Raw genomic sequence first — 4518 nt, 5'->3', positions numbered from 1 at the left:
TTCAACGCACCATTAATATCAGCATGGATACATGTTCCTGCTTTACTTTGATACAGACCACGAGTSATTCGTTTGCCACTAAAGCGATAATGAGTCCTATCATCCTTAGACCAAACTGGAATCGGATCTTTATCAAGAAAACTAGCTTTTGAAGTATAGCTTTCTTCTTGTTTTAAAAAACGGATGCCTTCTTTTACACATTTATTCTCAATTGCTGCAATCAGTTTATGAAATGGGATTTGAACAAATGTTTGATTATTCTTTTTTCCCATATCAGATTTTTGTTTCCAACCAGYGTTATACCCTACGACAACCGTATCTATGTTGCATGCTTTCACTTTTTTRAACAACAARCCTACAGTTTGTGAAATGTAACCATTTATTTGTCTTTCTCGTTTATGCCAAAGTGCAGCCATTTTATTCGTTACAACRCGTTTKGAAAGTCCATTTTCMAYATTTTTCWGTTGSARATTACGTATCRTTTTGTTGAAGTAYTGGTTAATGGATTTTARTTTTTTTCCATCAATTAARAATGYATCACCTGTATTTGTYACGCAACTTAMTAATCTRTCTACACCTAAATCGCAACTCAAAGCGTTACTAGTAGTCGTGGATTGTTTCTTCATWTGAGAAACGTGCATCTCATATGTRTAATGCACCTCAAAGAACCGACCTTTTTGCTTCGGTACAATCTCAATGTAGGAGATTTGTTTATTTATTAAATTTTTAGGCATACGTATTTTTATGGAACCGAATTTTTTTCTGAATGCAACATTCATCGGAATCATCCAATACCCGTTATCATCCACTTTTGGAACTTGGTAGATTTCAATGATTCGTTTGTCAGTTGAACGAGAATAATTTGGAAACTTAGGACGACCTGTGAATGTTTCAGGGTTTTTCTTCCACTGTTCCCATGCTTTAAAAAAGCTCTTCACTTCTGTAAATAAGGCTCTACGAATCGCTTGAACAGAGTTTGATTGCATGCCCCAGTAGTTCATATCGGTTTGCATGGCAGTGTCCACTTCTTTTACAGTAGCCATCTTGTTATTGTTCAAGTAACTTTGTTTAATCGTGTACAATCCAACATTGCGCAATGCTTTTGAACTATGCGACATGCGTTGCAGTAAACGAAATTCTTTTGCAGTAAGGCAAGCTCGTCCTATATTCTGTTTTTGAGTGAATCGTTGTATGGTTTCTCTTTTCTTTTGTTTTCGTAATACTTTCACTGCTTTCTTTTTAGCCATTGTTTTCACCACCTTTCTCAGAGAGTTTATTAAAATTATTTCTTTCCTAAGATAATGTTTTATCTTAGGAAATCTCGTTTCACGAGACAAGAACTAACACTTTTGTAACTGTTAATCGCTTTTGATAAATCAATATTTGGAACTGAACGGAACAAAATGTGAACATGGTCTTCATCGTAATTCCTTTTGGTTCAAGTAACCGAATGATTATTATTATCCAATTTCGTTGTCGTACAATCTATTCCCTCCTTATCTACGACAGATTATATCGTAAGACAAAAAAGAACAAATGCGCCCTTTAAAAAATTGTTATGAACGAAACAAAGGTGTTTGGTCTACCTTCTGACGGCAATTCATCTCCACCTGAATTGTTGGGTTTCACCCGTAACACAAATCAGATGGAGTCTTCTTGCCGAAAAGGATAAAAAATGCACTGCTAATATAGAGCAGTGCATTTTTATTACATCATTTTGTGAAATGTTTCACAAAATAGACATACACAAATGAAATAATTTCATGTATATTGAATTCATGAAATGTTACTCACGAACAAACTTGTGAAATGTTTCACAAACAATGAAATTCATGTAGGCAGGCAACTCTATTTTTTTTGCGATAATTGGGACTTATTTTGACCTATAGGGACATATAAGGACCGGAATAGTAGAATAGGAGGAAATTTACATGGTAGTCAAAGAGAAAGTTGTAAATGAAATGCAGGAAGTAAAAGAGATGATTGATTCGTTAGTAGATAACGGTCAAAAAGCTTTACAAGCATTAGAAGGTTTTACACAAGAGCAAATTGACAACATTGTTCATAAAATGGCACTAGCAGGTGTTGATCAACATATGCCGCTTGCGAAATTGGCTGTTGAAGAAACGGGTCGTGGTGTATATGAAGATAAATGCATTAAAAATATTTTTGCCACTGAATACATTTGGCATAGTATAAAGAAAGACAAGACGGTAGGAATTATTCATGAAGATCCTCATGAAGAAATAATAGAAATTGCGGAACCGGTTGGTGTAGTAGCTGGAGTAACGCCGGTAACCAACCCAACGTCGACAACGATGTTTAAAGCATTAATCGCGATAAAAACGAGAAATCCAATTATTTTCGCATTCCATCCTTCTGCACAAAAATGTTCTATTGCAGCAGCGAAAACAGTATACGATGCTGCATTGAAGGCTGGTGCACCAAAGCACTGCATTCAATGGGTTGACAGACCTTCTGTCGAAGCAACGAAACAATTAATGAATCATGAAGGTGTTGCGCTCGTTCTAGCAACTGGAGGAGCTGGTATGGTGAAATCAGCGTATTCTACTGGCAAACCAGCGTTAGGTGTAGGTCCAGGTAATGTACCATGTTATATAGAGAAATCGGCACATGTAAAACGAGCTGTTAATGATTTGATTTTATCGAAAACATTTGATAACGGTATGATTTGTGCGTCAGAACAAGCTATCATTGTAGATAAGGAAATCTATAATGATGTTAAAACAGAAATGATTGCAAATAATTGTTATTTTGTAACAGAAGAAGAGAGAGAAAAATTAGAAAAGCTTGTTATTAATGAAAATACATGTGCAGTAAATAGTGATATTGTTGGGAAATCAGCACAGTATATTGCCGAATTAGTAGGGATTACTGTGCCTGAAGATACAAAAATGCTTGTAGCTGAAATTAAAGGGATCGGATCGGCGTATCCACTATCTCGTGAAAAACTGAGTCCAGTATTAGCTTGTGTAAAAGCAAATTCATTAGAAGAAGGATTTACATATTGTGAAGAAATGCTAGACCTTGGCGGTTTAGGTCATTCAGCAGTCATCCATTCTACAAATAAAGAAGTACAAAAACAATTTGGATTGCGTATGAAAGCTTGCCGTCTCATTGTAAATGCACCTTCATCACAAGGGGGAATTGGTGATATATATAACGGATTTATTCCATCCCTTACGCTTGGATGTGGTTCCTACGGAAAAAACTCAGTTTCCCAAAATGTAACAGCTACTCATTTACTAAATATAAAAAGGCTGGCAAATAGAAAAAAGAATATGCAGTGGTTCAAATTACCGCCAAAAATTTATTTTGAAAAACATGCTACAGCATATTTAGCAAACATGCCTAACATTTCACGTGCATTTATTGTAACGGATCCAGGGATGGTTGAGCGTGGATATGTAGATACGGTCACGCACTATTTACGTAAACATGCAAATGATGTGAAAGTTGAAGTTTTCTTCGAGGTTGAGCCAGATCCATCAGATGAAACTGTTTTTAAAGGTGCGGACATGATGAAAAGCTTTAAGCCAGATGTAATTATCGCACTTGGCGGTGGTTCAGCTATGGATGCAGCAAAAGGGATGTGGCTATTTTATGAGCACCCAGAAACAACATTCTATGGAATTAAACAGAAGTTTTTAGATATAAGAAAACGTACATGTAAGTATCCTAAATTAGGAAATAAAGCGCAATTTGTTGCCATTCCAACAACATCAGGGACGGGTTCAGAAGTGACACCATTTGCGGTTATTACAGATAAAAAAAATAATATAAAATATCCGCTTGCTGATTATGAATTAACACCAGATGTAGCGATTGTTGATCCACAATTTGTAATGACAGTACCACCTCATGTAACAGCAGATACTGGCATGGACGTATTAACACATGCAATTGAGGCATATGTGTCTGTTATGGCAAATGACTATACGGATGGTTTAGCGTTAAAAGCAATTGATCTCGTATTTAAATATTTACCGAGGGCATATAAAGATGGAAATGATGAAGAGGCGCGAGAAAAAATGCATAACGCTTCTGCGATTGCAGGGATGGCATTTGCTAATGCTTTCCTTGGTATTAATCACAGTTTAGCACATAAACTTGGACCAGAATTCCATATTCCACACGGACGCGCAAATGCAATTCTTATGCCGCATGTAGTTCGCTATAATGCTATTAAGCCAAGGAAACACGCATTGTTCCCAAAATATGAGCACTTTGTGGCAGATGAACGCTATGCACATATTGCGAGGATGCTCGGGCTTCCAGCAAGCTCAACAGCGGAAGGTGTGGAATCACTCGTCCAAGCGATTATTGCGCTTGGAAAAAGCTTAAATATCAATATGAGTATCGCGGAACAAGGAGTTGCTAAAGAACAATTTGAAGCTGTTGTGGAAATGTTAGCAGAAAGAGCGTTTGAAGATCAGTGTACAACAGCTAATCCAAAATTGCCGCTCATTTCAGAGCTAAAAGAAGTCTATATGGAAG

2 protein-coding genes and 1 pseudogene are annotated in these 4518 nt (G+C 36.6%); 1 reads left to right on the top strand and 2 read right to left on the bottom strand.

Annotated elements, in window-relative coordinates:
- Positions 1–1247: RNA-guided endonuclease TnpB family protein (locus tag AC1DTM_RS18745; RefSeq protein WP_477000638.1), on the bottom strand; the 1247-nt coding region annotated here is incomplete at its 3' end.
- 39 nt (positions 1248–1286) lie between these two features.
- Positions 1287–1429: pseudogene (locus tag AC1DTM_RS18740) on the bottom strand (transposase); the annotation flags it as partial.
- Between the two features lie 502 nt (positions 1430–1931).
- Here AC1DTM_RS18740 and adhE point away from each other — a divergent pair.
- Positions 1932–4518, top strand: a 2587-nt coding sequence (gene adhE, locus AC1DTM_RS18735; protein WP_477000637.1) for a bifunctional acetaldehyde-CoA/alcohol dehydrogenase, incomplete at its 3' end; no start/stop codon positions are given.

It is taken from the genome of Bacillus sp. P4_D3, assembly GCF_056401855.1.
This window is presented reverse-complemented; position numbering and strand designations above follow the sequence as displayed.